Source organism: Streptomyces sp. NPDC001222 (assembly GCF_042896945.1).
Lineage (GTDB): Bacteria > Actinomycetota > Actinomycetes > Streptomycetales > Streptomycetaceae > Streptomyces > Streptomyces gibsoniae.
The window spans coordinates 18,142-43,650 of sequence record NZ_JBIAXT010000012.1; the positions used below are offsets into that span (position 1 = coordinate 18,142).

A 25,509-nucleotide genomic window follows, 5' to 3' on the forward strand; every position below is an offset into this window, starting at 1 on the left:
CCGTTTCACCGGTCAGGGCCGGGCGGCGCCGGCCGAGCGCGCCGTCTCCCGGGTGACGACCTCGTGGAAGGTGCGCGGCGGGCGGCCGGTGAGGCGTTCCACGGTGTCCGTGACCCGGTCCTCCGCTCCCTCGGCGATGGTCCGGTCCATCGTGGCGAGCATCGCGGCGAACTCGGCCGGGATCCCGGCCGTTTTGGTCAGGTGGTCGCGGAGCTGCCCGTGCGTCAGCCGGCGGTGGGTCACGGGGCGGCCGGTGGCCTCGGCGTAGATCCGCGCTATGTCGTCGTATGCGAGGGCCTCGGGGCCGGTGAGGACGAGGTCGGTGCCGGGGGCCCGGTCGTCGGTGAGGGCGTGGACGGCCACGGCGGCGATGTCCTCGGCGTCGACGAAGCCGACGCGGCCGCTTCCGGTCGCGGTCAGGACGACGCCGTCCGCGCGGATGCTCGCCGCGTGGGCGTGGGTGCCGGTGAAGTTCTGCATGAACCAGGAGGGGCGCAGGACCGCCCACTCGTCGAAGAGACCGGGCAGGGCCTCGTGCACCGCTCCCGCCGCGGGACCTCCGGCGGCTATGGCCGAGGAGCTGAGCAGTACCGCGCGGCGCACCCCGGCGGTTCGGGCCCCTTCCAGAAACGGAAGCATGACCGCCGCCGGGTCCGGGTCGCCCACCGGCGGGACGAGATAGACGCGGTCGGTGCCCGCGACGGCGTCCCCGTGGGTGGCGGGGTCGTACCAGTCGAAGCGGACGGCCGTCGCGCCCGGCACCGGGATCGCGCTCCGGGAGGCGGCCCGCACCCGGTGCCCGGCGGCGGCCAGACGTGCGGCGGTACGGCTCCCGGTGGTGCCGGTGGCCCCGATGACGAGCGTGGTGCCGGTGGCCGTCATCGGGTGCTCCCGGTGAAGTCGGCCGCCGGGTCCTGCACGGCGAGGGGGTTCCAGTAGTCGCGGTAGGCGGCGATCCGGCCGTCCCGGACGGTCACCACGGCGACGTACGTCATGTCGAAGGGGGCGCCGGTCCGCACCAGGCGGCCCACGCCGCGCATCTCGGCCACGATGGTCGCGGGGTCGGTGGTCTCGTGGATGCGCAGGTCGGGGAAGTCGTGCAGGTCGATGTGGTCGGGGTAGTGGCGCATGTATCCGGCGACGGCCTCCCGGCCCTCCAGGCGCCGGGGCCAGCCCCGGGGCGCGAAGGGGAACTCCATCACGCCGTCCTCGGCCCACAGGCCGATCCAGTCGCCGATGTTCTTGTCCAGCAGCAGGCGCAGGCCGTGGCGGTACAGCTCCGCCGGTGCGGTGGGGGTGGTCGCGGGCATGGGTGTCTCCGTCCCGTACGATGCGGACCGACGGTCCGTTTCAATGAAAAATACGGACCGTGGGTCCGGATTGCAAGCGAGAGCCGTAGCCGAGGAGCCGTATGACCGAGCGCAAGCCGCGCAGTGACGCCGTCCGCAACCGCGCCGCCCTGCTCGCGGCCGCCGAGGAGCTGTTCGCCCGCAGCGCGCGCCCCGAGGACGTCACCATGGCCGACGTGGCGGCGGCGGCCGGTGTGGGCAAGGGGTCGCTGTTCCGCGCCTTCGGGGACCGCACCGGACTGATCCGCGCGCTGTACGCGGCCCGGCTGGAACCGGTCGAGCGGGCCGTCGCCGAGGGCCCCGCGCCGCTCGGTCCCGCGGCCCCGCCGGCCGAGCGGGTACCCGCCGTGCTCGACGCCCTGCTCTGTTTCAAGCTCGACCACCGCCATCTCGCACTCGCCCTGGAGGCGACCGGCAGCGACAGCCCGTACCAGGCGGAGCACTACGACCGCTGGCACGGCCTGCTGCGCTCGGCACTGGAGCGGATCCCCGGCCTGCAGGACGGCGACTTCACCGCGCACGCGTTGCTGGCCGCCGTCCGGGCCGACCTGGTCGAGCATCTGGTGGGCGCACGGGCCATGGGCCGCGAGGAACTGCGCTCCCACCTGGCGGACTTCATCGCGAGGGTGCTGGGCTGAGCGCGGCCGACGGCACCGGCGGGGCAGGGTCGTCGCCGTGCGCGGTCGACAGGGCGTCGGCAAAAGGGGGTAGGGGCCGGGCGTAGCGTAGAAGTCATGACGAAGTACGGTTCCTTCCCCGGTGCGCGTCCCCGTCGGCTGCGGACGACGCCTGTCATGCGGCGCATGGTCGCCGAGACCCGTCTGCACCCCGCCGACTTCATCCTCCCCGCGTTCGTGCGGGAGGGCGTCAGCGAGCCGGTGCCGATCAAGGCCATGCCCGGGGTCGTCCAGCACACCCGGGACAGCCTGAAGAAGGCGGCCGTGGAGGCCGTGGAGGCCGGGATCTCCGGGATCATGCTCTTCGGCGTGCCGGAGGAGTCGAAGAAGGACGCGCTCGGCACCGCCGGGACCGATCCGGACGGGATTCTCCAGGTCGCCCTCCGGGACGTGCGGGCCGAGGTCGGGGACGACCTGCTCGTCATGTCCGACCTGTGCCTGGACGAGTTCACCGACCACGGGCACTGCGGAGTGCTCGACGCGAAGGGCCGCGTCGACAACGACGCCACCCTGGAGCGCTACGCCGAGATGGCCCAGGTGCAGGCCGACGCGGGCGCCCATGTGGTCGGGCCCAGCGGCATGATGGACGGTCAGATCGGGGTCGTCCGGGACGCTCTCGACCAGATCGGCCGTGAGGACGTCGCCGTCCTCGCCTACACCGTCAAGTACTCCTCCGCCTTCTACGGCCCGTTCCGCGAGGCCGTCGGATCCGCGCTCCAGGGCGACCGGAAGACCTACCAGCAGGACCCCGCCAACTGGCGCGAGTCCCTGCGGGAGCTGGCCCTGGACCTGGCGGAGGGCGCCGACATGGTGATGGTCAAGCCGGCCGGGCCCTACCTCGACATCCTGGCGAGGGTCGCGGACGCGGTCGACGTGCCCGTGGCCGCGTACCAGATCTCCGGCGAGTACTCGATGATCGAGGCCGCCGCCGAGAAGGGCTGGGTCGACCGGGACCGGGCCATCCTGGAGACGCTGACCGGCATCAAGCGGGCCGGTGCCCGCTCCATCCTCACGTACTGGGCCGTCGAGGCCGCGCGGAAGCTCGGCTAGCCGGCGGCGCCCCGGCGCGCAGGGCGACGGCCAGGAGGTCGGACTCCCGGCCCGGCGGGGCGATCAGCTGGAGTCCGACCGGCTCGCCTGCCTCGGTACACCCCGCGGGAATGCTGATCGCGGGGTGTCCCGTGATGTTGAAGGCCCACGTCAGAGCGACGCTCATGCCCGTTCCGGGCCCCTGGTGCCCGTGCGGGGGATGGGGCGTCGTCGGCGTGGCGAGGAGGTCGTACGCGGCGAAGAGGCCGTCCAGCGCGTGCAGCAGGGCGGTTCGGGTCGCTGCCGCGCGCGCCGCTTCACCACTGTTCCCGCCGCCGCGCAGCGCGGTCCAGCATGCTGCCGGGTCGGGCAGATGCAGCGGGACGTCCCTCGGGGCGACGGCGTCCGCGGCGGCCAGGTCCTCCAGGCAGGCGCGGGCGCGAGCGGCGATCCGCCGGGCCGTGTCCGCGAAGCCCAGCGTGGCCGACCAGGCCGTCCGCAGCGGCCGTCGGGGCGGCGCGAGGCCGGGCAGGGTCTGCGTACCGGCGAGGGCGTCGAGGTAGGCGGCCGCGTCCTCGGCGGTGCGGGCGAGCGGGCCGGACACGTTCAGCCCGGCGCGGTCGCGGGCGGGGACCAGGCCGTTCGTGGGCTTCAGACCGATGACCCCGCACCAGGCCGCCGGGATGCGCACCGAACCGGCGCCGTCGCTTCCGGTGGCCAGCGGCACCATCCCGCACGCCACCGCGGCGGCCGAGCCGGCCGAGGAGCCACCGGGGCTCCAGCGCGGATCGTACGGGTTGAGCGTGGGGCCGCGGTCGGTGGCGCCCCAGGTCTGCCAGGCGGTGCCCCGGCCCGGTGTGGCGGTGGCGCCGACGGGGACACAGCCGGCGGCCAGCAGACGGACCGTCTGGCGGGCGCCGAGCCCCTCGGTCGCCTTGACCGCGAGCGGGACACCTGCCAGCGAGAGCCGCTCGCCCGCCCGCACCCGGCGGTCGACATCGGCGGCGTGGTGCGCGGCCTGCTCGCGCCACAGCTCGGTGAACGCCCGCACCGCGCCGTCGAGCCGGGCGATGTGCGCCAGGGCCGCGTGCGCCGTCTCGCGTGCGGACAGCTCCCCGGCCAGCACCCGTGCGGCGATCTGCCGGGCGGACAGCCGGGCGTACTCCTCGCGTTCCGCCGTCGTCCTCCCCCTCGCGTGTGTGCCTCAGTACATCAGAGCCGCCTCGCCGCTGGAGAGCCAGTACGTCACCGTCATGGCGTCGTCGACATGGACGCCCCGCGCCGGGAGCGGCGGGTGGGCGGCGGGGCCCGCGGGCAGGGTCAGGGTGAGGGTGCGTGCCGTGCGGGCGTGGGCCGCGCTGCCGTCCGCCGACGACAGGACCACGCCCGCGTAGGCGGACTCCCCGGGGGAGAGGGTGAGGGCGGTGCGCGGCCTGGTCTCCTCGGCGGGCTGCACGGCCGAGGGCTCCTCGCCGAAGCGGGCCCTCGGGTAGCCGGTGAGGGTGCAGTTCGCGGTGCCCGTGTTGGTCAGCCGCAGCAGCAGACGGTTCGCGGGGCGGCTCACCGCGGTCGCCGTCGTTCTCGTGCGGCTGCCCGAGCAGGGGGCCGTCGCGGGCGCCGCGGCGTGCCGGGGGGAGGCGGAGGACGCCGCTGTCGAGGGGCCCTCGTCCCGTACGCCCTCGCCGTTCTGGCAGGCCGTCAGCGCGAGCGCGGCGAGCGCGACCGTGGTGGCGGCGAGCAGACGGATGCGGACGACGGGAGAAGCGGTCATGGGGGCGGGTCCTTCGGCGTGGGGAGCTGGGGCTGGGTCGCCGCTCGACCGGTCGACGGGAGCGGACGCCTCGGTGGTCACAGCTTGAGCGGAACGTTGCCCCGGGCGCCACGTCCGCCGCGGTTTTCGGGACGCCGGGATCGGGGGACGGTGGCTGAGCTGCGCGGACGCCGTCCCTCGGGAACGGTTTTCGGGACGCGGACGATGGTTCGGAGGGCCTCCCGAGGTCGAAATGGTTACTTCCAACTTGCCTCGGGAGTTACGTTTTTGACCACCGGTTGCTCGTTGAATGACCGGCTTCTTACGTCGGCCTTCGGGGAGAGTCAGCGGATCGTCCCCGGATCACACTGAGCGCGGCTTCAGCTTCGTGCTGCGCTCTGCGAGATCGCCCGGTGCTTCACCAGGACCCCGGGCCTGACGCTCGACGAGTCGGGCGTCTTCCCGGTCCACCACTGGCACCAGGACGGCGCGGCGCCCGCCGCCGAGGCCATGGACCCGGCCCGTCTCGCCGATCTCGACGACATCGAGAAGGTCCGCCACCACGACATCGACGACGTCACCGACTCCGACATCAACGTGTACGCGGCCACCAGCCGGAAGGTGTAACCCGCCCCACCGTGCGCCAGGTTCCGGAGGCCGTGACCGGCCTCCGGGCCCTCAGCCCTTCGTGCCGAACCACAGCTCGGCCAGGGCGTCGAGCCGGGGCTCCGACGGCACCGGCAGTTCCCGCAGATAGAAGGGCAGATCGCTGTACACGTGCAGCAGCGTGTACGCGAGCAACTGCTCCGGGTCGTGCGGATCGCGACCGTAGGCCTCGTAGAAGCGGCGCAGCCGGCGCGGGTCGCCCCGGCTGATGAACAGGCCGACGCTCGCGAAGTCGTAGGCCGGGTCGCCGATCATCGCCGGTTCGAAGTCGAACAGCCCGGTCAGCCGGCGGCCGCCCCGCATGTCGATGGTCAGATGCTCCAGCATGAACTCGGTGTGCAGCAGCGCGAGTTCGCTGGAGGCGGGCAGGGGCACCGAGTCCAGGAAGCCGGGGATACGGCTGAGCCAGGGCTCGGTCACACCGGTGACACGGTGTCTGTCGAGCACGCTCGCGCGCTGACGGCGCAGGAACGAGGACCACTCCGAGGGGCCCACGATGTCCGTCAGCGGCTTCCAGGCCATCGCGTGCAGCGCGGCCAGCACCTCGGCCGACTCGGTCACGATCCGGTCCTGGTCGGCCGCCGTGAGCATCGGCCACGCCTCGGCGACGCTCCGCCCGGGCAGCCGGGACATCAGCACGAACCGCCAGCCGTTCACATACTCGTCCGTGGCGATCAGCCGGGGCGTGGGCAGGGGCAGTTGACCCCACAGATGGCTCAGCACCCGGGCCTCGCGTATCGCCTCGGCCACCCTGAGGCGCGGATACAGCTTCAGCACCATGTCGCCGCCGAGTGCGTACACGGGCAGGGTCCCGTCGTCGAAGCGCCGCAACGCGAGCCCTACCAGACCCATTTGATCGCACAGGTCCAGGGCCGCCGGACGCAGCACCGTCTCGTCCGAGACGATCGCTTCCAGATCCTCGTACGTGTCCACGGGGGGCAGCATGCGCCGCATGCTAGGCCCCGCCGGGGGCGGTCCGCAGGGCGAAACGGGATTGATGTAGGGGGAAGTTATGTCCCTAAGGTGCGCGAACGGGCTGTTTTCGAGTGGCGGGTTTGCGCCGTTCGTACGCCTGGAGCCTGACGGCGGGCGCTACGGCCCCGGACGACCTGGGTGGCCCGCCGAGCCCGCTCCCGCCGAAAAAGACCGGGTGGACATCGCCACCGCCTGCTAGCGTTCGCGGTATGAAGCGCGCTGCCATGACGACGACGCCGGAGAGTGTCCCGGCGCGCTGACCGATGTCTTGGTTCGAAGCCCCGGGGCGAGTGCCCCGGGGCTTTGCCGTGTGGTCACTCGCCCGATGTCCGCGAGGAGACGCCATGCACGACCACCGCAACGACCACCGCAGGCTCGGCCGTGAACTGGGCCTGTTCGACACCGATCCGCTGATCGGCGCGGGCCTGCCGTACTGGCTGCCCGACGGCGCGACCGTACGGCACACCCTGGAGGAGTACATCCGCGCCGCCGAGCGGCGTGCGGGGTACCGGCATGTGTACTCGCCGGTGCTCGGCAAGCGGGAGCTGTACGAGATCTCCGGGCACTGGGCGCACTACAGCGAGGACATGTTCCCTCCGATGGACCTCGGAGGTGAGCAGGTCGTCCTGCGGCCGAGCCTGTGCCCGCACCACGCGCTGATCTTCCGCTCCCGCTCACACAGTTACCGCGAACTGCCGTTGCGCATCGCGGAACTCGGGGGCATGTACCGCTCGGAGCTCTCGGGCGTGCTCGGCGGGCTGACCAGGGTGCGCGCCATCCAGCTCAACGACGCGCACATCTTCTGCACCCTTGACCAGGTCGCCGAGGAGGCGCAGGCCGCGCTGGACATGATCCGCCGGGCGTACGAAGCGCTCGGCATCACCCCGGCCCGCTTCCGCCTCTCCCTCCCCGGTCCCGGCGGCAAGTACGTCGCCGCCCCCGAGAAGTGGCAGCGGTCCACCGCCCTGCTGACCGAGGTCCTCGATGGCTCCGGACTTCCCTACGAGGCAGTCGAGGCAGAGGCCGCCTTCTACGGCCCCAAGATCGACGTCCAGGTCACCGATGCCGCCGGCCGGGAGTCCACCCTGTCCACCGTCCAGGTCGACTTCCACCAGCCCGAGCAGTTCGACCTGCACTACGTCGGCCCGGACGGCCGCAAGCACCGCCCGGTCATGGTCCATCGCAGCATCATCGGCAGCGTGGAGCGAGCCGTCGCCCACCTCATCGAACAGCACGGCGGCGCCTTCCCTGCCTGGCTCGCCCCCACTCAGCTGGCGATCCTGCCGATCTCCGACGCCGAGCTGCCGAACGCCGCGGCGCTCGCCCGGCGCTGCACCGAACAGGGGCTGCGGGCCGAGATCGCCGGTCCGGAACACGGCAGTCTCGGCGCCCGCGTCCGGGACGCCCGTCTGGTCCCCTACCAGGCCGTCATCGGCGCCAGGGAAGCCGCCGACGATCACGTCGCACTGCGGCTACGGGACGGCCGGCGGCTCGATCCACTGCCGGCCGGTGACGTGCTCACCCGCATCGGCGCCCTCGTCTCGGCCCACAGCACCGAGCTGTGGGCCGAGACCGCCGCATAGCGGGGAGACGTCAGGTCAGTCCCACCAGAAGGACCACACCCGCTGTCCCAGAACCTCGTGCTCGGCGTACTCCCGCAGGGTCTCGCGGTACCCCTGCGTGATGTTGTCCGGGCAGAACGCGAAGTGCTCGGCGGCGACCGCCTCCGCCTCGGCCTGGGTGGTGGGCGGCGCCGCGACCGACAGGACCAGCCGGTCGTGGGTGAGTGCGACGACCCGTATGCCGAAGCGGTCCTCCCAGGTGCGGAGCACGGAACAGAGGACGGCCGTGTCGTTCTCGTAGTTGACCGGGCCGGTCCAGCCGATGGCGGCGGGGAGGTCGGCGGAGCGGCGGGCCGGGACCAGGGCGAGGCGCGGCTCCTTGAACCAGGAGCCGTCGTCCAGAAGACGGTCGGCGACCTCGGCGGCACGGCTGTCGGGGTCGGCCTCCAGCCGGGGAGCGTCGGCGAGACCGGGCCAGTCGGGGCCGTGGGGCGCGAGCATCTCGTCCAGGTCGTCGAGGGCGTCGTCCTCGTCGTCCTCGGACGCGTCGGCGACGTACTCGTCCCACAGCTCGGCCAGCACCTCTTCGGCGTCGTGATCGCCGGGATACGACATGCCGCCGGGCGTCAGAAGCCACTCCTGCGGCCCGCCCGCCTCCCCGCCGACGTCGACGAGCACCGGAAGGAGCCCGACCCGCGCGCCGGGCACGCCCAGCCGCATCCAGTTGCCGGAGGACGCGGTGCGCCCGGCATGCCACAGCAGCGGCTCGTGCCACGGACCTTCGTCCGTCGCGTCGATCAGGCTCCCCGGAGGAAGCTCAAGCCCGAGCGCGCGCCCGCTCGGATCTGCCGCCAACTTGGGCAGCGGATTGGGAAGTGTCGCCATGCCAGTGACTGTAGGGCCAGCCACTGACAACCCCCTTACCGGGCCGCGTAGTCGGTGAACGCGACCCAGGCCTCCGGCGACACGGTGAAGGTGGGGCCGGTGGGGTTCTTGGAGTCGCGGACGTGGATGGTGTGGGGATGAGTGGCGACCTCGAGGCACTGGCCGCCTTCGCTGCTGCTGTAGGACGACTTGAACCACTGAAGTGCTTCGGTGCTCATTGCTCTCCTAGCAGGCGGTCGAGCAGGCCCCGGGAGCCCTGAGTGGTCAGGGCCTGCGTCCGCAGCATTCCCCAGCATCTTCATGGCCGAGAGGTTCTTCTTCCGTGGAAGCTTCCTGGAGTTCATGCTGGACCAACTCCCCACGCCTGCCCGTACGCGACCCCGAACGAACCCGTACAAAAAATCTGTACGGGCTCACCCGGTGATCCACGCCAGTGACTCTCCGCAACGCTCGTCGTGAACGAAACGATTCAACTCCCGCCGTTGCGTGAGAGGTTCCTCCGGCGCGAACGCCGAGCCGTTCCCGCCGCCCGGCGGTTCACTGAGGAGACGCTGGCCGGCTGGGGCCTGGCGGCAGCCGACCGCGGTGACGACGTGCTGCTGTGCGTGAGCGAGCTGGCGACCAACGCGCTGGTGCCCGGGTGCCGCCCGGCCGCCGGTTCCGGGTGTTCCTGCGGCACGACGGCGCCGTACTGCGCGTCGAGGTGCAGGACAGCGGCGGCGGGGAGCCGCGGATCCCGGAGCAGGCGGACGAGGGCGGGCGCGGCCTGCTGCTGGTCGCCGCGCTCGCCGACAAGTGGGGTGTCGACGAGCGGGACCCCGGCAAGGTGGTGTGGTGCGAGTTCGCCGCCGCACCACCCGGAGGCGTCACCAGGTGAGGGCGTCGGTCGCGTTGGACTGCCAGTACGTCGAGGTCAGCTTGCTGTCGTAGTACACGCCCTTGGCGGGCAGCGTCACCGTGGCCGTGGGACCCCCGTCGCTGCGCGGGGTGCGTCCCTGGAAGATGATGCTCAGCTTGTGCCCCGTGGTCCCGTTCTCTCCGCTGCCGTCGGCGGCGGAGAGACGCACGCCCGCGTAGCCGGACTGGCCGGGGGCGAGCGTGACCACGGCCTGCGGCCGGCTCTCCTCGAACGCGCCCGGCGCCCACTGCATCTCGTCGAACCGCAGATAGGGGAAGTACGTCAGGTCGCACGGCCGGGAGCCGGTGTTCTTGACGGTGAGCAGCATGTGGTTGAGGGGGCGGGACACCGGCTGGGCGGTGACCCGGGTGTTGGCGCCGTTGCACAGGACGGGAGTCGTGGACGTCGTCCCACGGCCCGAACCGGAACCGGAGGCGCGGCCCGTGGCGCCCTTTCCGGCCGTCGTGCCGGTGTGGGACGCCGTGTTCGTGCCTTGCGCGGCCGACGAGCCGGAGTCGGAACCGGAATTGGAGCCGGAGCCGGAGCCGGAGGCGGAGGCGGTGTGCGAGGCCTGGGTGGTCTGTGTGGCGGGCGTCGACGCCTTGCCCTCGTCCTGCGTGCCCGTGCCGCTCTGGCACGCCGTCAGGGCCAGGGCCGCGAGGACGGTGGTGGTGAGCAGCCCGGTGCGGGAGCGGGCGGTGCGGAAGGTGCGCATGAAGGGAAACCTCTTCGCGGATCCGGTCGGTGCGTGCCGCCGGGCCGGTCGGCGGGGCGGCGTGCTTGGATGACAGGGAGCCTGCGGGGTGATCCGTCCCAGCCGCCACGACCGGCGCACCTTCAGGGACGCTGGGACGCCCGCACTGCTCTGAGCTGGGGAAACGTGCTGTTCCTGGGACGCGCGCAGGGACACGGGGAGTGGAGGAACGGTGTCGGGGGCGGATGCGGCAGACGCGTTCGGGCAGCTGCTGAGGGAACTCAAGGAGCGGTCCGGGCTGAGCTACGGGACGCTGGCCAAGCGGCTCCACTTGAGTACGTCGACGCTGCACCGGTACTGCAACGGGGACGTCGTGCCGACGGACTACGCGCCCGTGGAGCGGCTGGCCCGGCTCTGCAAGGCGTCGCCCGAGGAACTGGTCGAGCTGCACCGGCGATGGGTGCTGGCCGACGCGGTGCGGGAGAGGAAGGGCAAGACGGCCGTCGTACGGCCCGGTGACACGGCAGGATCGGAGCCCGGCGGCAGGACCGAACCGGAGTCCGGCGGCACCGGGGAGCCGGAGCCCGGTCCGCAGACCGTCTCTGTGGGGGCGAGCGCCCCGGCAACTCCCGGCGGCCGTCGGCGCATCCGCCCCGCGGTGCTCGTCCCGGCCGGCGCACTCGCGCTGCTGGGCGCCGCCGTGTTCGCGTGGACCCCCTCCTTCGGCCTGGGAGGGGACCACGCCGAGAACCCGGCGGGGGCATCGCCCGCCGTACGGCGCACCATGGACGGGGGCGGCACGGCAGGCCCCGCGAGCCCCTCGCCGTCGCGGTCCGGTCGGGACACGGGCAAGAAGACCGACGGGAAGCGGAGCCCGGGACCGAGCGCCGGGACCGGGGCCCCGAGCACCGGTGCGGCCACCACCCCGGCCGCCGTCCCCGCCGTACCGCTGACGGTCAACACCCGTCCGTACGCCTTTGAGGACCCGTGCAGCCAGCACTACCTGATCGACCGGGCGCCGCAGCAGGTACCGCCGCCGCCCGCCGAACAGGACGCGCCGGGCTGGGTGTCGGCGCTCGGCGCGGTGTCCTCCGGTGGGCAGTACGTCGTGCTCACGGTGCAGGGCACCGGCGCGTCGACCGTGGTCCTGGAGGATCTGAGGGTCCGGGTCGTCTCGTTGGACACGCCCCTGGCCTGGAGCGACTACTCCATGGGCGTGGGCTGCGGCGGTGGTGTGGAGACGAACGGGTTCGACGTCGACCTGGACGCGGGGCGCCCGTCGGCGGCGCCCGCCCGGGGACAGCGCGACTTCCCGTTCAAGGTGAGCGAGTCCGACCCGGAGGTCTTCCAGGTCCGGGCCCGCACCGCCGCGCACGATGTGCACTGGTACCTGGAACTGGAGTGGTCCAGCGGCGCCCGGCACGGCACCGTCCGGATCGACGACCACGGCAGGCCGTTCCGGACGAGCGGCAGCACGGGACGGCCGGGCTATGACTTCCCGAACGGCGGCGCCCAGTGGATCGTCCGCGAGGGCGGCTGACCGGACGCCGCCACGGGCGGCCCGGAGACGAACGCGGCCCGCCGGAAGTGTCCGGCGGGGCCGCGTCACACGGGAAGGTCAGAGCCGCTCAGGCGTCCTGATGCCCAGCAGGGCCATGCCCTCGTGGAGGGTGCGGGCCGTGACCTCGGACAGGAACAGACGGTTCTCCGCGACGTCCTTCGGCGGCGCCGGCTTGATCACCGGGCACTTGTCGTAAAACGACGTGAAGAGCGACGCCAGTTGGTAGAGGTACGCGGCCAGCTTGTGCGGGGCGTACTCCGCCGCCGCCTCCGCGACCGTCTCCGCGAACTGGTCCACGTGCAGACCGAGCGCCCGCTCCGCGACCGCCAGGTCCAGCTCCGGGTGCGCGGCCGGGCGTACGTCGCCGGCCTTGCGCAGGATCGACTGGATACGGGCGTACGCGTACTGGAGGTACACGGACGTGTCGCCGTTCAGCGACACCATCTGGTCCAGGTCGAACTTGTAGTCGCGGTTCGCCGACGTCGACAGGTCCGCGTACTTCACCGCGCCGATGCCCACCTGGGCGCCGCGCTCGGTGATCTCCTCCTCGGACAGGTCCTGCGCCTTGTCCCGTACGACGGCGGAGGCGCGGTCGATCGCCTCGTCGAGGAGGTCCACCAGCCGGACCGTCTCGCCCTCACGGGTCTTGAACGGCTTGCCGTCCTTGCCGAGGACCGTGCCGAAGGCGAGCTGGTACGCCTTCACGTCGCCGTTCAGCCAGCCGGCCCGCCGCGCGGTCTCGAAGACCATCTTGAAGTGCAGCGACTGACGGGCGTCCACGACGTAGATGATCGAGTTCGCCTTGAGGTTGAAGACGCGGTCGCGGATCGCGGAGAGGTCCGTGGCCGCGTAGCCGAAGCCGCCGTCCGACTTCTGCACGATCAGCGGGACCGGATTGCCGTCCGGGCCCTTGATGTCGTCGAAGAAGACGCACAGGGCGCCCTCGGAGCGGACCGCGACGCCCGACTCCTCCAGCAGGCGGCAGGTCTCCTGGAGCATGTCGTTGTAACCCGACTCGCCCACGATGTCGGCGTCCCGGATCTCCATGTCCAGCTTCTCGAAGACGGAGAAGAAGTAGATCTTCGACTCGTCCACGAACTTCTGCCACATGGCGAGGGTGCGCGGGTCGCCGGCCTGGAGGTCGACCACCCGGCGCCGGGCGCGCGTCTTGAACTCCTCGTCGGAGTCGAAGAGCTTGCGCGCGGCCTTGTAGAGGCGGTCGAGGTTCGACATCGCCTCCTCGCCCGAGACCTCGGCGGCCTTGTGGTCCAGCTCGTGCGGGTGCTCGTCCAGGTACTGGATGAGCATGCCGAACTGGGTGCCCCAGTCGCCGATGTGGTGGCGGCGGACCACCGTCTCGCCGGTGAACTCCAGCAGCTTGGCCACCGAGTCGCCGATCACCGCGGAGCGCAGATGGCCGACGTGCATCTCCTTCGCCACGTTCGGCTGGGCGTAGTCGATGACCGTGGTGCCCGGCTTCTCCGCGTACGGCACGCCGAGGCGGCCCTCGGGGTCGGCGGCGCGGGTGGCGAGGTTCTCGGTGATCGCCTTGTCGGTGACCGTGATGTTGAGGAAGCCGGGGCCGGAGACCTCGACGTCCTTGATCAGATCACCGGTGACGACGTGTGACACGACCCGGGTCGCCAGCTCCCGCGGGTTCGCCTTCGCCTTCTTCGCGAGCGCCAGGATCCCGTTGGCCTGGTAGTCCGCCCGGTCGCTTCGTCGCAGCAGCGGGTCCGCGGCGGCGGCCTCCGGCAGGGTGGCCGAGAGGGCGTTCGCGAGGTGCTGGTGGACGGAGGCGGTGAGGGACGTGACCGAGGCCATGAGGTGGGTGCCGTTCTCCTCGTGCGTGCGGATGGATGTGGCCAGTATCCCATGGGGGTAAAGCGGTTTTTCCGGGTCCGGCCGCGCGTGGGCGGCGCGGCGCTCGTGGTGACGCGCGGGTAAGAGCTTGAAAAGCGGTTTTCGTGGATGCGGTTTCGGCAGGGACAATGGATCGGACAGCCGTGTGACCGTACGGCTGGTCCTGAGGAACCCCCAGAAAAAGAGGACGTGCCGATCGTGGCTCAGAGCACCGAGACCACCGACTGGGTCTCCCGTTTCGCGGATGAGGTCATCGAGGAGTCGGAGCGCCGGGCCCCGGGCAAACCGGTCGTCGTCGCGTCCGGGCTCTCCCCTTCCGGACCCATCCACCTGGGCAATCTGCGTGAGGTCATGACGCCCCACCTCGTCGCCGACGAGATCCGGCGGCGCGGGTACACGGTGCGCCATGTGCTGTCCTGGGACGACTACGACCGGTACCGCAAGGTCCCCTTCGGTGTGCCGGGCGTCGACGAGTCCTGGGCCGAGCACATCGGCAAGCCGCTGACCTCCGTGCCCGCCCCGAAGGGCTCCGCGTACCCGAGCTGGGCGGAGCACTTCAAGGCCGCGATGATCGAGTCGCTGGCCGAGCTGGGCGTCGAGTACGACGGCATCAGCCAGACGGAGCAGTACACCTCCGGCGTCTACCGCGAGCAGGTCCTGTTCGCGATGAAGCACCGGGGGGAGATCGACGCGATCCTCGAGCAGTACCGGACCAAGCCGAAGGCCGCCGGGAAGAAGCAGCAGCAGAAGCCCGTCGACGAGGCCGAGCTGGAGGCCGAGGAGGGCTCCGGCGCCGCCGCCGAGGACGACGGCAGCTCCGGCTCCGCGGGGTACTACCCGTACAAGCCCTACTGCGGCCGGTGCGGCAAGGACTTCACCACCGTCACCGCGTACGACGACGACACCACCGAGCTGACGTACTCGTGCACGGCCTGCGGATTCTCCGAGACGGTGCGGCTGAGCGAGTTCAACCGCGGCAAGCTGGTCTGGAAGGTCGACTGGCCGATGCGCTGGGCCTACGAGGGCGTGGTCTTCGAGCCCTCCGGGGTCGACCACTCCTCCCCGGGCTCCAGCTTCCAGGTCGGCGGGCAGATCGTCGGGATCTTCGGCGGCAAGCAGCCCATCGGCCCGATGTACGCCTTCGTGGGCATCAGCGGCATGGCCAAGATGTCCAGCAGCAAGGGCGGGGTCCCGACCCCGGCCGACGCGCTCCAGATCATGGAGCCACAGCTGTTGCGCTGGCTCTACGCCCGCCGCCGGCCCAACCAGTCCTTCAAGATCGCCTTCGATCAGGAGATCCAGCGGCTCTACGACGAGTGGGACAAGCTGGCGGGCAAGGTCGCCGACGGCTCCGCCCTGCCGGGCGACGTGGCCGCGTACACCCGGGCCGTCGGCACCGCCGCCGCCGAGCTGCCGCGCACCGCGCGTCCGCTGCCCTACCGCACCCTCGCCTCCGTCGCCGACATCACCGCCGGCCACCAGGACCAGGCGGTGCGGATCCTGTCCGACCTCGACCCGGCCGACCCGCTCGCCTCGCTCGACGAGGTCCGCCCGCGCTACGACCGGGCCGAGGCCTGGATCAACACCCAGGTTCCGGCGGACCAGCGCACGATCGTGCGCGAGGAGCCGGACGCCGAGCTGCTGAAGTCCCTCGACGAGCAGGCGCAGCAGTCGCTGCGGCTGCTGCTCGACGGCCTGGAGGAGCACTGGTCGCTGGACGGACTCACCCACCTGGTCTACGGCGTGCCCAAGGTCCAGGCCGGGTTCTCCGCGGACGCGACCCCCAAGGAGCTGCCCGCGGAGATCAAGACCGCCCAGCGGTCGTTCTTCGCGCTCCTGTACCACCTGCTCGTCGGCCGTGACACCGGCCCGCGTCTGCCCACCCTGCTGCTCGCGGTGGGGCAGGACCGGGTGCGCAGGCTGCTCGGCGAGTAGCGGCGGCGAACGGTCCAGCGCACACGAAGGGGGGCGCCCGGTGATCACCGGGCGCCCCCCTTCCGTATGCGGCCGGGCCGCCTACGCGATGTGGTCCTCCTCCAGCTGCGCCGTGTGGCGGTTGGTGAAGCGGTTGACCATGCGCTTCGCCTCCTCTGCGGGGAGGGTGATGCGGAACTCGGCCTCCACGTTGTCGATGAACTCACGCGGGGTCGGATAGCTGCCGTTGATCGACTGCTTGAAGACCTGGTAGTACGCCTCCTCGTCCGGCTCCGGGCTGCCGCCGCCCTCGCCCAGCTCGCGGGTGCGGCCCGCGGTCACGGGGATGGGGAAGCTGCCGGTGTCCTCGGGGGAGGGCTCCTGGTACTGCTGCGGCTGGTCCGGATTCGGGTTCTGGTACTGCTGCGGCTGCTGCTCCTCGTACCACTGCCAGTGCTCTTCCCCGGGCTCGTAGGAAGGCTCCGGCTCGAACGAGGGGTCGTAGCCGCCGTGGTACTCCCCCTGCGCCGGGCTGGTGAACCAGGGGCTCTGCTCGTCCGGCTGCCCGGGGTCCGACTGGGGGCGCTGCCCGACGGCGGGCGCCTGCCCCGGTGTCTGGGCGGCGGGCTGGGTGACATGGTGGCCGCCCATCTGGGCCGCGCGCGAGCCCGGAGCCGCGCCGGCCGTCACCTGGAGCTGCGGCGCCGGGGGTATCAGCGCCGGTTCTATACCGGCCGCCGCGAGGCCCGCCCCGGCCGTCTCGGCCAGCGGTACGCCGTAGCGGGCGAGCCGCAGCGGCATCAGCGACTCCACGGGGGCCTTGCGGCGCCAGGCGCGGCCGAAGCGGGAGCGCAGGCGGGCCTGGTAGACGAGACGTTCCTGCTCCAGCTTGATGACCTGGTCGTAGGAGCGCAGCTCCCACAGCTTCATCCGGCGCCACAGCAGAAACGTGGGCACGGGGGAGAGCAGCCAGCGGGTCAGCCGGACGCCCTCCATGTGCTTGTCCGCCGTGATGTCCGCGATCCGGCCGATCGCGTGGCGCGCCGCCTCGACGGCGACCACGAACAGGATCGGGATCACCGCGTGCATGCCCACGCCCAGCGGGTCCGGCCAGGCCGCCGCGCCGTTGAACGCGATCGTCGCCGCCGTCAGCAGCCACGCCGTCTGGCGCAGCAGCGGGAAGGGGATCCGGATCCAGGTCAGCAGCAGGTCCAGGGCCAGCAGGACACAGATACCCGCGTCGATACCGACCGGAAAGACATAACTGAAGTTCCCGAAGCCCTTCTTGAGGGCCAGCGCACGGACGGCCGCGTACGAGCCCGCGAAGCCGATCCCGGCGATGATGACGGCACCGGTGACGACCACGCCGATCAGAATCCGGTGCATCCGTGTCAGCTGCAGTGGCCCGGCCACCGTTTTCCCCTCCCGTTGCGTGTTGTTGCGCGCAACAGGGTGGCACACCCGTACGGCGTACGGGTGGCCGGTATGGCAGGAGCCCGGTCCGCGCGGGACCGGGCGCCGGCAATGTCCCTGATGGCGCGGGCAGTTGTGGCGCCGGCCGGGTCAGCTCTTCTTCGAGGCCGAAGCGGACGGGGACGCGCTCTTCGACGGGCTCGCGGACGCGCCCTTCGACGGCGAGGCACTCTTCGAGCCGCCCTGCCCCGCGGCCGAACCACCCTTCGCGCCGTCGTGGTTCGCCGCCGACACCGAGGACACGACCTCCTTGACGGCCTTCTCCGCGGCCTTCGCCAGGTCGTCGGCGTCCGGCGTCTTGTCACCGGCGAGTCCGGCGCCGTTGTAGTCCAGGGTGACGACGACGTTCTCCACCCGCGCCACGATCGTCTCCTGCTTGAAGGCGCCTTCCTTCTTCTTCAGGTCGTAGCGCACCGCCGTCGCCTGGTCGCCCGCCCCCGCGACCGGCGCCGACTTGACGTTCTTCGCGCCGTCCACGGACTGCGCGTCCTGTATCTGGCGGCCGTAGTAGTCCTCGGCGAGCTTGTTGCCCGAGCCGCGTGCGGCGTCCGACGCGAAGCGCAGCAGGGAGATGTTCAGCCAGCGGAACTGGGAGCCCTTGACGCCGTTGTTCTCCAGGCTGCTCCACGAGCAGCTCGAACGCGTCCCCGCGTCGTCCGACGTGCCCTGCTTGCCGGACTTGTCCTTGGGTACGAGGTCGCCCAGAGTCTTGTCGGACAGAACGGCGCACGGCTTCGGCAGGCTGGCGTACGCGGCCGGCTGCACCGTGTTCGTGGACGCGCTCTGTGAGGGCTGCGCGTTCGCGGTGTGCTGCTCCTGAGCCTGCGGCTTGGTGTCGCTGCCCGAGCCGGAACCGGAGTCCGAGGAGCAGCCGGCCGCGACGAGCACCGCCGGAACGGCCGCCGCGCAGACGAGGAGGCGGCGCAGGCGTGCCCCGTGGCGGCCCGTCCCCAGGCCGCCCTGAGCCTCCTGAACGCGCTGAACGCCCTCATCGTGCTGATCTCGATGGTCTCGCTGTGCAGGTCGGTGCATGGTTCCTTCACTCAATGACGCTCGTGGATCGTGCGGTCGGATCGGGTCCGAGGGGCCACGGTACGCGGTGGGGACGCATGCGGTACGAGAATCGGTTCCCCTGCGGGGGCGGGCGACGGGGGTGTCTCAGCCGAGGGAACCGGCCAGCTGCCGGGCCAGTTTCCTGGCCTTGTCCTGCATGTACTCGCTGCTCGGGGCACTTCCGGCGGCGGCCGGCTGCTCGTCGTACTGGATGGTCACGATCACGTTGGACGTGCGGAACACCACAGTCACCGTGCGCTGCTGGGAGGTGCTCAGCTGGTCGTCGAGGAACGCCTCGTCGCCCAGATCGTCGAGGGTGCGGGGCTGGAGGTCGGGCTGTGCGTCGTCGGCGGACGGGCTCCCGGACGGGGACGGGGAGCCGGAGGCGGACGCGGAGGGGGGACCGCCGGGGTGCGGGCTGCTGCCGCCGCTCGGCGAGGGGGAACCAGAACGGGAGGGGGAGCCGGAAGCGGAGCCCGAGGGCGAACCGGAACCGGAACCGGAAGCGGAACCCGCCACGGGGAGGCCCGCGGCCTGCTGCTTGGAGCTGTAGACCTCATGGGCGCGGTCGTCGTCGCTGACCGTGTTGTCGTACGAGACCACCCGCTCGAAGTCGACGAACAGATGGTCCGTGGCGGCCGTCGACTCCGCCTTCCAGCGGCAGCCGGAGCGGCGGTCGTTGTTGTACGTCAGCGCGGCCTCGCCCTGGTAGGCGTTGTCGCGCTGATCCTGGTCCGTTATCTGCCTGATGCCCGGCAGCAGCGAGTCCAGCGTGCTGTGGTTCACCGCGCCGCAGGCGTCCGAGAGGGAGCGGTACTTGCCGGGCTGCGCGGCGGTGGCGCTCGCCGTGGAGTTGCCCGCCTTGGAGTCCTCCGCCGCGCCACCGCTTCCCGAGCCCGAGGTGCAGGCGGTCAGCAGGGCCGCGAGAAGCACGGCGGCGCCCGGTACGTACGCCTTCCGCTGCACGGTGAGGGTCCTCTCGACGTTCCGTGGGCGTGCGGGGCCCCTGGTTAATCGGTTGCCGCCGGTGGCGGCCCCCTGGAGACAATGTCTATCGCACGCACTGCCGTGGACGCCGGTCCGTTGTCCTATACGTCGACCTTGGCACCGGTTTTGCGATCAGAGACTTATGTTCTTGTTCGGGGGAAAGAGGCTGGTATGTCGTATGTAGAAGTGCCGGGCGCCAAGGTCCCGATCCGTATGTGGACGGATCCGGCGACGGTCGAGGACGTCGCGATGCGGCAGCTGCAGAACGTGGCGACGCTGCCGTGGATCGAGGGCCTCGCGGTGATGCCGGACGTCCACTTCGGCAAGGGCGCCACGGTCGGCTCGGTGATCGCGATGCGGGACGCGGTCTGCCCGGCGGCGGTGGGCGTGGACATCGGCTGCGGCATGTCGGCGGTGAAGACGTCCCTGACGGCGAACGACCTCCCCGGGGACCTCTCCCGGCTGCGCTCGAAGATCGAGCAGGCGATCCCGGTGGGCCGCGGAATGCACGACGACCCCGTCGACCCGGCCCACTTCCACGGCCTGGCCACCTCGGGCTGGGGCGACTTCTGGGGACGGTTCGACGGGGTGGCGGAGGCGGTCAGGTTCCGCGAGGAGCGTGCCACCAAGCAGATGGGAACCCTGGGCAGCGGGAACCACATGATCGAACTGTGCCTCGACGAGACGGGGTCGGTCTGGATGATGCTGCACTCCGGTTCCCGGAACATCGGCAAGGAGCTGGCCGAACACCACATCGGCGTGGCCCAGAGGCTCCCGCACAACCAGGGACTGGTCGACCGTGATCTCGCTGTCTTCGTGGCGGACACTCCCCAGATGGAGGCCTACCGCAATGATCTGTACTGGGCTCAGGAGTACGCCCGGTACAACCGCATGATCATGATGGCGCTCCTGAAGGACGTCATCCGCAAGGAGTTCAGGAAGGCGAAGCCGACCTTCGAGCCGGAGATCTCCTGCCACCACAACTACGTGGCCGAGGAGCAGTACGAGGGTATGGATCTGCTGGTGACCCGCAAGGGTGCCATCCGCGCGGCAGCCGGCGACCTCGGGATCATCCCCGGTTCCATGGGGACCAGCTCGTACATCGTGAAGGGCCTCGGCAACGAGAAGGCGTTCAACTCGGCGTCGCACGGCGCGGGCCGGCGCATGAGCCGCAACGCGGCGAAGCGCCACTTCACGGTGCAGGACCTGGAGCGGCAGACGCGGGGTGTGGAGTGCCGCAAGGACACCGGTGTGCTGGACGAGATCCCGGGTGCCTACAAGGACATCGACCAGGTGATGCGACAGCAGAGCGACCTCGTCGAGGTCGTGGCGAAGCTGAAGCAGTTCGTGTGTGTGAAGGGCTGACGGGAGAGGCCTCGGCCCGGAGCCGGGGCCTCGCTCGGTCGGCTGTCCACCGGTGAGCCCGCTCGGCCTGCCGACCCGGCCGGTCCGCAGGCGCCAGAGGCGGATGGCGCAGCTCTTTTCGGTCCGGCCGAGTTCGGCGGCGGACGCGACGTCATTGCCGCGCCGCAGGAGGACGAGGTCCTCCTGCTCGGTCCACGGGCGACGCTCGGGTGCGACCCTCATGCCGGCCGGTCGGACCCATGCGGCCGGCGAGTCGGCAGTCGTCTTCTTCCGATGCGGCGACAGACGTCGGGGTAGTACAGGTCGGCAGCCAGAACTTGGGCGTTCTCCTCGGTGCCCCGCTCCCTTCGCAAGGTGCCTTGACGTGAGGGTGTGGCGTGAGCGTAGGGCGGTTGTGCGGGAGGCGTGCGGGTGATCGACGTGATTCACCACTGTGAGTGACCGGCCGCCCGGCCGGTCACTCATGGGCTCACTTGGCGTGGCGTACCGCGTAGATCATGACGAATGCCACGAGGTGGATGCCGAAGAGGAAGTACCCCAGGTAGTACCAGACGTAGCGTTGGCGCTTCTTCTCCAGGGAGAGGCGCTCGCGTTCCGCGGTGCGGTCCTCGTCGGGCGCCGGGTCCGGGGTGGTCATCACAGCTCCCGGTGGACCTTGGTGTTGGAGGCCTGGGCCCGGGGGCGGACCACCAGGAGGTCGATGTTGACATGGCTGGGGCGGGTGACCGCCCAGGTGATCGTGTCCGCCACGTCGTCGGCGGTGAGCGGCTCCGCGACGCCCGCGTAGACCTTCTCCGCCTTCGCCGTGTCACCGCCGAAGCGGGTCAGCGCGAACTCGTCCGTCTTCACCATGCCGGGGGCGACCTCGATCACCCGCACCGGCGTGCCGACGATCTCCAGCCGGAGGGTCTCGGCGAGGACGTGCTCGGCGTGCTTGGCGGCGACATAGCCCGCGCCGCCCTCGTAGGTGCCATGGCCGGCGGTGGAGGAGAGGACCACCACGGTGCCGTCGCCGCTCGCGGTCAAGGCGGGGAGCAGGGCCTGGGTGATGTTGAGGGTGCCCAGCACGTTCGTCTCGTACATCCGGCGCCAGTCCTCGGGGTCCCCGGTGGCGACCGGGTCGGCGCCGAGCGCGCCGCCCGCGTTGTTCACCAGGACGCCGATCGTCCGGAAGGCCGTCGCGAACTCGTCGACCGCCGCCCGGTCCGTGACGTCCAGCGGGTAGGCCGTCGCCGAATGGCCGGCCGCGGTCAGTTCCTCCGCGAGCGCCTCGATCCGGTCCTTGCGGCGGGCGGTCAGGACGACGCGGTAGCCGGCGGCCGCGAGCTGCCGGGCCGTCGCGGCGCCGATGCCGCTGCTCGCGCCCGTGACGACGGCGATGCGGGAGGCGGCGGAGGGTGCTGCGGCGGTCATGGCGAGGCTCCTCGGACGGGCGGGCTCGGACGTGTGCGGCGCCGCGCGCGGTGGCGGACGGCGTGCGCCCAGGATAGGTCGGGGGCGGATGACCTGCCGGAGTGTCCGGCGGGTGGCCGGTGCCCGGGGTGCCCGCGGTCAGTGTCCTCGGGGCGCCCACATGATGACCGCCATCCCGGCGAGGCAGATCAGCGCGCCGGTGACGTCCCAGCGGTCCGGGCGGTAGCCGTCCGCGACCATGCCCCAGGCGAGGGAACCGCCCACGAAGACGCCGCCGTACGCGGCGAGGATGCGGCCGAAGTGCGCGTCCGGCTGGAAGGTCGCGACGAAGCCGTAGACCCCGAGCGCCATCACGCCGGCCCCGACCCACAGCCAGCCGCGGTGTTCGCGCACGCCCTGCCAGACCAGCCAGGCACCGCCGATCTCGAAGAGGGCCGCGACGACGAAGAGGGCGGCGGAGCGAAGGATCAGCATGCGGTCACTTTCGCACGGGGCTTCGGCACGCCGGACGGGCCCGCGCAGGTCACCTGCCCGGCGGTGCCTGTCGCGTCGGGCACGTGGGATACATGCGGTGATGGCAGGCCTGATATGGAGGAAAGTGACAATGAGGAAGTGGATTGCCGGCGCGATGGGCGCGGTGGCGGCGGTGGGCGCGGCCCTGCCCGCCGCGGCGCTGAACGCCGAGGCCGGCCTCACCTATCACGGGTACGTGACCATGGGTCGCGGTGAGGTCAACGTACGGCTCACGCCGTGGAACAAGGGGGTGTCCCGCGTGGAGGACGCCACCGTGCGGCTGCGCTGGTCCAAGGCGCTCGCGGACGGGCAGATGTTGCCGGGAGGCTGTGCGCGGTACGACGCGAGCACGGTGCTGTGCCGTACGGGGAGGGTCCTTCCGATGGGGGAGGGCAAGGAGATCCATCTGCGGGTGCGTCTCGCCGACACGTCGACGGACGAGGTGCGCATGGAGATCGACTCCCTGGGGGGCGGCGGTGCGGCGGACCGCAACCCGGGCAGTCAGCAGGTGCTGGCCCTGGGTACCGGGGACCGCTACACCTTCTGAGACGCGGCCGGTCCGGGGGTGGCGGGCCGGCGCTGTCAGGGGGCGTCGCGGGCGGACGGGCGCACGCGGCGGCGCTGGACTCGGGGGATGCGGGGTGCGTGCCGGTGTGTCCGGCGGCGCGCTCCGGCTCGGCGCGTGTGAAGGGGGCGGGGGTGGACGGCGGCAGGGGGCGGACGCGGGGGCATTCGCCGGGTGTGACCGGATCCGATTCCGAGGCGGAATACCGAGCCAGGTGCTGCGGTTCAAGGGGTATAGTTGAATCGTAAACCACTTGGAGGGTGTGAGCGATCATGCAGTTCGGGATCTTCAGCGTCGGCGATGTCACCCCGGACCCGACCACGGGCCGTACCCCGACCGAGCGCGAGCGGATCAAGGCCATGGTCGCCATCGCGCTGAAGGCCGAGGAGGTCGGCCTGGACGTCTTCGCGATGGGCGAGCACCACAACCCGCCGTTCGTGCCGTCCTCGCCGACCACGATGCTCGGCTATGTGGCGGCCCGGACGGAGAAGCTGGTCCTCTCCACCTCCACCACCCTGATCACCACCAACGACCCGGTGAAGATCGCCGAGGACTACGCGATGCTCCAGCACCTGGCCGACGGGCGGGTGGACCTGATGATGGGGCGCGGCAACACCGGCCCGGTCTACCCCTGGTTCGGGCAGGACATCCGCCAGGGCATCAACCTCGCCATCGAGAACTATGCGCTGCTGCACCGGTTGTGGCGCGAGGACGTGGTGAACTGGGAGGGCAAGTTCCGTACCCCGCTCCAGGGCTTCACCTCCACCCCGCGTCCGATGGACGGGATCCCGCCGTTCGTCTGGCACGGCTCGATCCGGTCGCCCGAGATCGCCGAGCAGGCCGCGTACTACGGCGACGGCTTCTTCCACAACAACATCTTCTGGCCGTCCGACCACACCAAGCGGATGGTCGAGTTCTACCGGACCCGGTTCGCCCACTACGGGCACGGCACCCCGGAGCAGGCGATCGTCGGCCTCGGCGGTCAGGTGTTCATGCGGAAGAACTCCCAGGACGCGGTGCGCGAGTTCCGGCCGTACTTCGACAACGCGCCGGTCTACGGACACGGGCCGTCCCTGGAGGAGTTCACCGACCAGACCCCGCTGACGGTCGGCTCGCCGCAGCAGGTGATCGAGAAGACGCTGAGCTTCCGCGAGTACGCGGGTGACTACCAGCGCCAGCTGTTCCTGATGGACCACGCCGGTCTGCCGCTGAAGACCGTCCTGGAGCAGATCGACATGCTCGGCGAGGAGGTCGTGCCGGTGCTGCGCGAGGAGTTCGCGAAGGGCCGCCCGGCCGATGTGCCCGAGGCGCCGACCCACCAGTCGCTGCGGGCCGCCGCGCAGGAGCCGAAGGCCGCGCGGGACACGGAAGGAGTGAGTGCCGCATGAAGCTCGTCGTCGTCTCGGCGGGGCTGAGTGTCCCGTCCTCCACGCGGCTGCTGGCCGAGCGGCTGGCCGCCGCCGTGGAGCGGCAGACTCCGGTCGAGGTACGGATGATCGAGCTGCGCGACCTCGCCGTGGAGATCGCGCACAACTTCACCAACGGCTTCCCGGGGCGTGCGCTCGCCGCCGCCCTGGGGGCGGTGACCGAGGCCGACGGGTTGATCGTGGTGACGCCGGTGTTCTCGGCGTCGTACAGCGGGCTGTTCAAGTCGTTCTTCGACGTGCTCGACAAGGACGCCCTGGTGGGTACGCCGGTCCTGATCGCGGCGACCGGCGGCACCGCCCGGCACTCGCTGGTCCTCGATCACGCGCTGCGTCCGCTCTTCTCCTATCTGCGGGCCACGGTCGCCCCGACCGGCGTCTACGCGGCCTCGGAGGACTGGGGCGCGGAGGGCCTGCCCGAGCGGATCGAACGGGCCGCGGGCGAGCTGGCTCTGCTGATGACCGCGGGCGCCCCGCGGGAGCGGGGCGGCCCGGAGACGGAGTCCGCCGGTTCCGGGGCGGTCCTCGACGGGGCCGTGCCCGAGCCCGCTCGGCCGGCGGCCGGCGCGGTCCGTCCGGTTCCGGAAGCGGGCGGTTCCGTCCCGCGGGCCGCCGGGCCGGGGCGCGGGGTGGAGGCTCCTCCCGCGGCCGACGCGGCCGGGTTCCGGGTGATCCCCTTCGAGGAGCAGCTGGCCGCGCTGCGGAACTAGGGCTGTGGTCGCGGCACCGGTGCCGCGAGTGAGGGGTGGGCCGCCGCCGTCGTGCGAACCGGCCCACCCCCTCCGCGCCGGCGGACCCTTGCGGGACCGGCCGGCGTCACCCGGGCCGCGCCCTGGCCCGGCGCACCCGAGTGGGCTTGGCGGAGCACGTCATCCTGCGAGGACACGGCGGGA

The 25,509-nt window shown here is 71.6% G+C and carries 24 protein-coding genes and 1 pseudogene; 10 read left to right on the plus strand and 15 right to left on the minus strand.

What is annotated here, in order from left to right:
- Nucleotides 1–12: 12 nt before the first annotated feature.
- A complete protein-coding gene (locus ACFY2Z_RS18075) occupies nt 13–882 on the minus strand; it encodes an NmrA family NAD(P)-binding protein (protein WP_390745134.1) in 870 nt (289 codons plus the stop codon).
- Complete coding sequence (locus ACFY2Z_RS18080) at nt 879–1,310, minus strand: nuclear transport factor 2 family protein (RefSeq protein ID WP_390745135.1); 432 nt, start codon at nt 1,308–1,310, stop codon at nt 879–881. The genes ACFY2Z_RS18075 and ACFY2Z_RS18080 overlap by 4 nt, the downstream gene beginning before the upstream one ends.
- A 101-nt stretch (nt 1,311–1,411) precedes the next feature.
- Between ACFY2Z_RS18080 and ACFY2Z_RS18085 the strand changes: the two genes are divergently transcribed.
- A complete protein-coding gene (locus tag ACFY2Z_RS18085; RefSeq protein WP_390745136.1) occupies nt 1,412–1,987 on the plus strand; it encodes a TetR family transcriptional regulator in 576 nt (191 codons plus the stop codon).
- A 96-nt stretch (nt 1,988–2,083) separates the two neighbouring features.
- Nucleotides 2,084–3,076 carry a porphobilinogen synthase gene (hemB, locus tag ACFY2Z_RS18090; protein ID WP_390745137.1) on the plus strand — a complete coding sequence of 331 codons (993 nt, stop codon included), beginning with the start codon at nt 2,084–2,086 and terminating at the stop codon, nt 3,074–3,076.
- Here hemB and ACFY2Z_RS18095 read toward each other — a convergent pair.
- The 3 genes from ACFY2Z_RS18095 to ACFY2Z_RS18105 all read right to left on the minus strand — a co-directional run bounded on the left by ACFY2Z_RS18095 (nt 3,036) and on the right by ACFY2Z_RS18105 (nt 6,416).
- The gene (locus ACFY2Z_RS18095) at nt 3,036–4,181 is read right to left on the minus strand and encodes an amidase family protein (RefSeq protein ID WP_390745138.1); all 1,146 of its coding nucleotides are present in this window, start codon (nt 4,179–4,181) and stop codon (nt 3,036–3,038) included. The genes hemB and ACFY2Z_RS18095 overlap by 41 nt on opposite strands.
- A gap of 78 nt (nt 4,182–4,259) precedes the next feature.
- On the minus strand, nt 4,260–4,826 hold the full coding sequence (locus ACFY2Z_RS18100) for a DUF4232 domain-containing protein (protein ID WP_390745139.1): 567 nt from the start codon (nt 4,824–4,826) through the stop codon (nt 4,260–4,262).
- 657 nt (nt 4,827–5,483) lie between these two features.
- The gene (locus ACFY2Z_RS18105; protein WP_390745140.1) at nt 5,484–6,416 is read right to left on the minus strand and encodes a phosphotransferase family protein; all 933 of its coding nucleotides are present in this window, start codon (nt 6,414–6,416) and stop codon (nt 5,484–5,486) included.
- 374 nt (nt 6,417–6,790) lie between these two features.
- Between ACFY2Z_RS18105 and thrS the strand changes: the two genes are divergently transcribed.
- Entirely contained in the window at nt 6,791–8,029 is a 1,239-nt protein-coding gene (gene thrS, locus ACFY2Z_RS18110; protein WP_390745141.1) for a threonine--tRNA ligase, read from the plus strand.
- A gap of 15 nt (nt 8,030–8,044) precedes the next feature.
- Here thrS and ACFY2Z_RS18115 read toward each other — a convergent pair whose 3' ends face one another.
- Together ACFY2Z_RS18115 and ACFY2Z_RS18120 are read right to left on the minus strand one after the other, a co-directional pair.
- On the minus strand, nt 8,045–8,893 hold the full coding sequence (locus tag ACFY2Z_RS18115; RefSeq protein WP_390745142.1) for a DUF4253 domain-containing protein: 849 nt from the start codon (nt 8,891–8,893) through the stop codon (nt 8,045–8,047).
- A gap of 35 nt (nt 8,894–8,928) precedes the next feature.
- Nucleotides 8,929–9,111 (minus strand): DUF397 domain-containing protein, encoded by a 183-nt coding sequence (locus ACFY2Z_RS18120; protein WP_390745143.1) that lies wholly within the window; start codon nt 9,109–9,111, stop codon nt 8,929–8,931.
- Nucleotides 9,112–9,348: 237 nt separating this feature from the next.
- On the opposite strand from ACFY2Z_RS18120, the pseudogene ACFY2Z_RS18125 reads away from it, so the two are divergent.
- A pseudogene (locus ACFY2Z_RS18125) lies at nt 9,349–9,770 on the plus strand (ATP-binding protein).
- Here the strand turns inward: ACFY2Z_RS18125 and ACFY2Z_RS18130 are convergent.
- Nucleotides 9,760–10,506 (minus strand): DUF4232 domain-containing protein, encoded by a 747-nt coding sequence (locus ACFY2Z_RS18130; protein WP_390745144.1) that lies wholly within the window; start codon nt 10,504–10,506, stop codon nt 9,760–9,762. The pseudogene ACFY2Z_RS18125 and the gene ACFY2Z_RS18130 sit on opposite strands and share 11 nt — an antisense overlap.
- A 211-nt stretch (nt 10,507–10,717) precedes the next feature.
- Here ACFY2Z_RS18130 and ACFY2Z_RS18135 point away from each other — a divergent pair, with 211 nt between their 5' ends.
- On the plus strand, nt 10,718–12,025 hold the full coding sequence (locus ACFY2Z_RS18135) for a helix-turn-helix domain-containing protein (RefSeq protein ID WP_390745145.1): 1,308 nt from the start codon (nt 10,718–10,720) through the stop codon (nt 12,023–12,025).
- 78 nt (nt 12,026–12,103) lie between these two features.
- Here the strand turns inward: ACFY2Z_RS18135 and argS are convergent, their stop codons facing one another.
- Complete coding sequence (gene argS / locus ACFY2Z_RS18140) at nt 12,104–13,870, minus strand: arginine--tRNA ligase (RefSeq protein ID WP_390745146.1); 1,767 nt, start codon at nt 13,868–13,870, stop codon at nt 12,104–12,106.
- Between the two features lie 228 nt (nt 13,871–14,098).
- Between argS and lysS the strand changes: the two genes are divergently transcribed.
- Nucleotides 14,099–15,844: a lysine--tRNA ligase gene (gene lysS, locus ACFY2Z_RS18145; protein ID WP_390745147.1), complete on the plus strand. Its 1,746-nt coding sequence runs from the start codon at nt 14,099–14,101 to the stop codon at nt 15,842–15,844.
- Nucleotides 15,845–15,925: 81 nt separating this feature from the next.
- Here lysS and ACFY2Z_RS18150 read toward each other — a convergent pair whose 3' ends face one another.
- The 3 genes from ACFY2Z_RS18150 to ACFY2Z_RS18160 all read right to left on the minus strand — a co-directional run bounded on the left by ACFY2Z_RS18150 (nt 15,926) and on the right by ACFY2Z_RS18160 (nt 19,315).
- Complete coding sequence (locus ACFY2Z_RS18150; RefSeq protein ID WP_390745275.1) at nt 15,926–17,209, minus strand: DUF2637 domain-containing protein; 1,284 nt, start codon at nt 17,207–17,209, stop codon at nt 15,926–15,928.
- A gap of 177 nt (nt 17,210–17,386) precedes the next feature.
- Nucleotides 17,387–18,328, minus strand: a complete 942-nt coding sequence (locus tag ACFY2Z_RS18155; RefSeq protein WP_390745148.1) for a DUF3558 domain-containing protein — start codon at nt 18,326–18,328, stop codon at nt 17,387–17,389.
- A gap of 126 nt (nt 18,329–18,454) precedes the next feature.
- Nucleotides 18,455–19,315 (minus strand): DUF3558 domain-containing protein, encoded by an 861-nt coding sequence (locus ACFY2Z_RS18160; protein WP_390745149.1) that lies wholly within the window; start codon nt 19,313–19,315, stop codon nt 18,455–18,457.
- Nucleotides 19,316–19,507: 192 nt separating this feature from the next.
- Between ACFY2Z_RS18160 and ACFY2Z_RS18165 the strand changes: the two genes are divergently transcribed.
- Complete coding sequence (locus tag ACFY2Z_RS18165; RefSeq protein WP_390745150.1) at nt 19,508–20,701, plus strand: RtcB family protein; 1,194 nt, start codon at nt 19,508–19,510, stop codon at nt 20,699–20,701.
- A 469-nt stretch (nt 20,702–21,170) separates the two neighbouring features.
- Here ACFY2Z_RS18165 and ACFY2Z_RS18170 read toward each other — a convergent pair whose 3' ends face one another.
- From ACFY2Z_RS18170 to ACFY2Z_RS18180, 3 genes are all read right to left on the minus strand, one after another.
- The gene (locus ACFY2Z_RS18170; protein WP_390745151.1) at nt 21,171–21,338 is read right to left on the minus strand and encodes a hypothetical protein; all 168 of its coding nucleotides are present in this window, start codon (nt 21,336–21,338) and stop codon (nt 21,171–21,173) included.
- Nucleotides 21,338–22,114 (minus strand): SDR family NAD(P)-dependent oxidoreductase, encoded by a 777-nt coding sequence (locus ACFY2Z_RS18175; RefSeq protein ID WP_311697484.1) that lies wholly within the window; start codon nt 22,112–22,114, stop codon nt 21,338–21,340. Before ACFY2Z_RS18175 ends, ACFY2Z_RS18170 begins: the two co-directional genes overlap by 1 nt.
- A gap of 138 nt (nt 22,115–22,252) precedes the next feature.
- Nucleotides 22,253–22,588, minus strand: coding sequence for a YnfA family protein (locus tag ACFY2Z_RS18180; RefSeq protein ID WP_390745152.1), 336 nt, complete (start codon nt 22,586–22,588; stop codon nt 22,253–22,255).
- A gap of 130 nt (nt 22,589–22,718) precedes the next feature.
- Here ACFY2Z_RS18180 and ACFY2Z_RS18185 point away from each other — a divergent pair, with 130 nt between their 5' ends.
- The 3 genes from ACFY2Z_RS18185 to ACFY2Z_RS18195 all read left to right on the plus strand — a co-directional run bounded on the left by ACFY2Z_RS18185 (nt 22,719) and on the right by ACFY2Z_RS18195 (nt 25,326).
- On the plus strand, nt 22,719–23,174 hold the full coding sequence (locus ACFY2Z_RS18185) for a hypothetical protein (protein WP_390745153.1): 456 nt from the start codon (nt 22,719–22,721) through the stop codon (nt 23,172–23,174).
- 290 nt (nt 23,175–23,464) lie between these two features.
- Complete coding sequence (locus tag ACFY2Z_RS18190; protein WP_390745154.1) at nt 23,465–24,580, plus strand: LLM class flavin-dependent oxidoreductase; 1,116 nt, start codon at nt 23,465–23,467, stop codon at nt 24,578–24,580.
- Nucleotides 24,577–25,326 (plus strand): FMN reductase, encoded by a 750-nt coding sequence (locus ACFY2Z_RS18195; protein ID WP_390745155.1) that lies wholly within the window; start codon nt 24,577–24,579, stop codon nt 25,324–25,326. The genes ACFY2Z_RS18190 and ACFY2Z_RS18195 overlap by 4 nt, the downstream gene beginning before the upstream one ends.
- Nucleotides 25,327–25,509: the final 183 nt, after the last annotated feature.

Excerpts from the sequence above, each read along its gene's own strand:
- ACFY2Z_RS18075 (WP_390745134.1), bottom strand. The coding sequence starts at position 882 with ATGACGGCCACCGGCACCACGCTCGTCATCGGGGCCACCGGCACCACC.
- ACFY2Z_RS18080 (WP_390745135.1), bottom strand. The coding sequence starts at position 1,310 with ATGCCCGCGACCACCCCCACCGCACCGGCGGAGCTGTACCGCCACGGC.
- ACFY2Z_RS18085 (WP_390745136.1), top strand. The coding sequence starts at position 1,412 with ATGACCGAGCGCAAGCCGCGCAGTGACGCCGTCCGCAACCGCGCCGCC.
- hemB (WP_390745137.1), top strand. The coding sequence starts at position 2,084 with ATGACGAAGTACGGTTCCTTCCCCGGTGCGCGTCCCCGTCGGCTGCGG.
- ACFY2Z_RS18100 (WP_390745139.1), bottom strand. The coding sequence starts at position 4,826 with ATGACCGCTTCTCCCGTCGTCCGCATCCGTCTGCTCGCCGCCACCACG.
- ACFY2Z_RS18105 (WP_390745140.1), bottom strand. The coding sequence starts at position 6,416 with ATGCTGCCCCCCGTGGACACGTACGAGGATCTGGAAGCGATCGTCTCG.
- thrS (WP_390745141.1), top strand. The coding sequence starts at position 6,791 with ATGCACGACCACCGCAACGACCACCGCAGGCTCGGCCGTGAACTGGGC.
- ACFY2Z_RS18115 (WP_390745142.1), bottom strand. The coding sequence starts at position 8,893 with ATGGCGACACTTCCCAATCCGCTGCCCAAGTTGGCGGCAGATCCGAGC.
- ACFY2Z_RS18120 (WP_390745143.1), bottom strand. The coding sequence starts at position 9,111 with ATGAGCACCGAAGCACTTCAGTGGTTCAAGTCGTCCTACAGCAGCAGC.
- ACFY2Z_RS18130 (WP_390745144.1), bottom strand. The coding sequence starts at position 10,506 with ATGCGCACCTTCCGCACCGCCCGCTCCCGCACCGGGCTGCTCACCACC.
- argS (WP_390745146.1), bottom strand. The coding sequence starts at position 13,870 with ATGGCCTCGGTCACGTCCCTCACCGCCTCCGTCCACCAGCACCTCGCG.
- ACFY2Z_RS18150 (WP_390745275.1), bottom strand. The coding sequence starts at position 17,209 with ATGCACCGGATTCTGATCGGCGTGGTCGTCACCGGTGCCGTCATCATC.
- ACFY2Z_RS18155 (WP_390745148.1), bottom strand. The coding sequence starts at position 18,328 with ATGCACCGACCTGCACAGCGAGACCATCGAGATCAGCACGATGAGGGC.
- ACFY2Z_RS18165 (WP_390745150.1), top strand. The coding sequence starts at position 19,508 with ATGTCGTATGTAGAAGTGCCGGGCGCCAAGGTCCCGATCCGTATGTGG.
- ACFY2Z_RS18170 (WP_390745151.1), bottom strand. The coding sequence starts at position 21,338 with ATGACCACCCCGGACCCGGCGCCCGACGAGGACCGCACCGCGGAACGC.
- ACFY2Z_RS18175 (WP_311697484.1), bottom strand. The coding sequence starts at position 22,114 with ATGACCGCCGCAGCACCCTCCGCCGCCTCCCGCATCGCCGTCGTCACG.
- ACFY2Z_RS18180 (WP_390745152.1), bottom strand. The coding sequence starts at position 22,588 with ATGCTGATCCTTCGCTCCGCCGCCCTCTTCGTCGTCGCGGCCCTCTTC.
- ACFY2Z_RS18185 (WP_390745153.1), top strand. The coding sequence starts at position 22,719 with ATGAGGAAGTGGATTGCCGGCGCGATGGGCGCGGTGGCGGCGGTGGGC.
- ACFY2Z_RS18190 (WP_390745154.1), top strand. The coding sequence starts at position 23,465 with ATGCAGTTCGGGATCTTCAGCGTCGGCGATGTCACCCCGGACCCGACC.
- ACFY2Z_RS18195 (WP_390745155.1), top strand. The coding sequence starts at position 24,577 with ATGAAGCTCGTCGTCGTCTCGGCGGGGCTGAGTGTCCCGTCCTCCACG.